The following is a 1,709-nucleotide window of genomic DNA, read 5'->3' as shown; positions in this document are numbered from 1 at the left end:
ATTTGCTTCTATTGTAACGATTATATTCCTTTCCAAACCCTATAGCACTAACTTTCCCATAGAAGTTAACAATCCCTGCTAACAAATCATAAACTTCAAGATATTTTTCTTTCTCAATCGAAAAATAGAAAAAGAATTTAATATCTGAAATATTAATTCCCGACATTTCTTTAAAAATGTCTTCATTTTCTATTTTAGATATATTCATTACGGATATGCCTCTTTATATTTATTTAAATCTCAAAGTGTGACCTTTTATAATAAAAAGTTTAAAGTTATTCCTATATTATATGGATAACTTCTAAATGCTTAATCACTCATACATTGTAGCTGCTAATAAAATTTTACCCAAAATTTTCCAGTCTAATTGATTATTTTTTATTTTTTCCAAAGCATCATAATCTCTTACATTTTCAAAATATCCATCCATATCATCCACCCAACTATTAATCCCCTCAAGATAATCGGCTAAATTATCATTTTCCCATTGATTTGTTGAAAGATCATTCACTAACAATTGTACAAATTCCAAAAAATCTTCTTTAGTATTGATTTTTTGGACTTTCTCATTCAATTTATTCACTATTTCACCACCGTAGATTGCAGATTGCCTAATTTCAAACTCATTGAGGTTCCACCATTTTAGTTGGAATTTTCCAACTTTTTGGTCCACTTCTTGAGCACAAATCCTATTTCTACTTTTGCATATAATTCTATACTTTTTAGTCCTCTGTTAAATAAGTATATAACTCATTCAACCATTGAAATAAATCATTTTCATCTTCAAAGTAAATATTGGATAATTTTGAAATATAACCTTTATCAATATCTTTTATCTCTAAAAGTATACTCATTTGATTAATTAAAGAATCTAATCTTGCAGGTTCAGAAACTTTTTTATATTCATTGATTATTTTTTGATCAGTTAAATCTTCATAATCAGAATCACTAAACCAAGCTCCTAACAATTGATAAGTTAAGGGAAATTGAATTTTAAAGTTTTCTTGCATTAATAGATCCCTATTCTAGGTGTGAAGTCAAAATTGTATATTTACCATTACCTGTAGTTTCAGCAGAACTTTGGCATCATATCTATCACTTATAGTTGTTTACGTTCTATCAAGCCCCTCACCAGTCACATCTATTCCATTTCCTATTACCTTTTTATCACCAGAATACAATTTCTTTAAAAATATTATTAGTCATTTCATCAATAACCATAAATTAACTATCTCCTTTAGGTTTAAAGTATTGTAATACCCATATCTTAGGAGGATGGATATTTAATTGATAATTAAAGTTGATTTCTAACTTTTTCGAGAATTCTATTGGATGATTAAAGATAACTTTCACAAGAGTTCTAATAGTTACCTCAGATTTTCAATAGAATTTATTTTTGCTATAATCTCATCTTTAGCAAGTGAAAATTCCTCCTCTTCACCTGCATCCATTCCAATCAATTCATCAATTAAATTTACTAAATGCTCACTAAGTTTTAAATAATCCATATCAAGGCGAATTAAATAAGCTTCTTTAGAAACCATCCGATAATCAAATATTTCATTTTATACAATTAAATGAAGTTAATCTAACACCTTTTTATCAATATTATGTAACATTATAAAGGATACGTTTTATATTTTGCACTTCTCTATTTATTTTATCATAATCTATATCTATTTTTTTTGGGGGCGGGGAATTTAAAATAT

General features: G+C 26.9%; 3 protein-coding genes and 1 pseudogene. All 4 read right to left on the bottom strand.

The genetic code is table 11. The annotated features are described in order from the left end of the window. A pseudogene (locus tag ACH8JV_RS19360) lies at positions 1-208 on the bottom strand (hypothetical protein); the annotation flags it as partial. A 105-nt stretch (positions 209-313) separates the two neighbouring features. Further along, positions 314-673 (bottom strand): hypothetical protein, encoded by a 360-nt coding sequence (locus ACH8JV_RS19355; protein WP_396523260.1) that lies wholly within the window; start codon positions 671-673, stop codon positions 314-316. 49 nt (positions 674-722) lie between these two features. Beyond that, positions 723-1,010 carry a hypothetical protein gene (locus tag ACH8JV_RS19350; protein WP_396523258.1) on the bottom strand — a complete coding sequence of 96 codons (288 nt, stop codon included), beginning with the start codon at positions 1,008-1,010 and terminating at the stop codon, positions 723-725. Positions 1,011-1,367: 357 nt separating this feature from the next. Continuing rightward, entirely contained in the window at positions 1,368-1,544 is a 177-nt protein-coding gene (locus ACH8JV_RS19345; RefSeq protein WP_396523256.1) for a hypothetical protein, read from the bottom strand. Between the last annotated feature and the right edge of the window lie 165 nt (positions 1,545-1,709).

Origin of the sequence: Acinetobacter sp. ABJ_C5_2 (assembly GCF_044538485.1) — a bacterium.
Taxonomy (GTDB): Bacteria; Pseudomonadota; Gammaproteobacteria; order Pseudomonadales; family Moraxellaceae; genus Acinetobacter; species Acinetobacter nosocomialis_A.
This window is presented reverse-complemented; position numbering and strand designations above follow the sequence as displayed.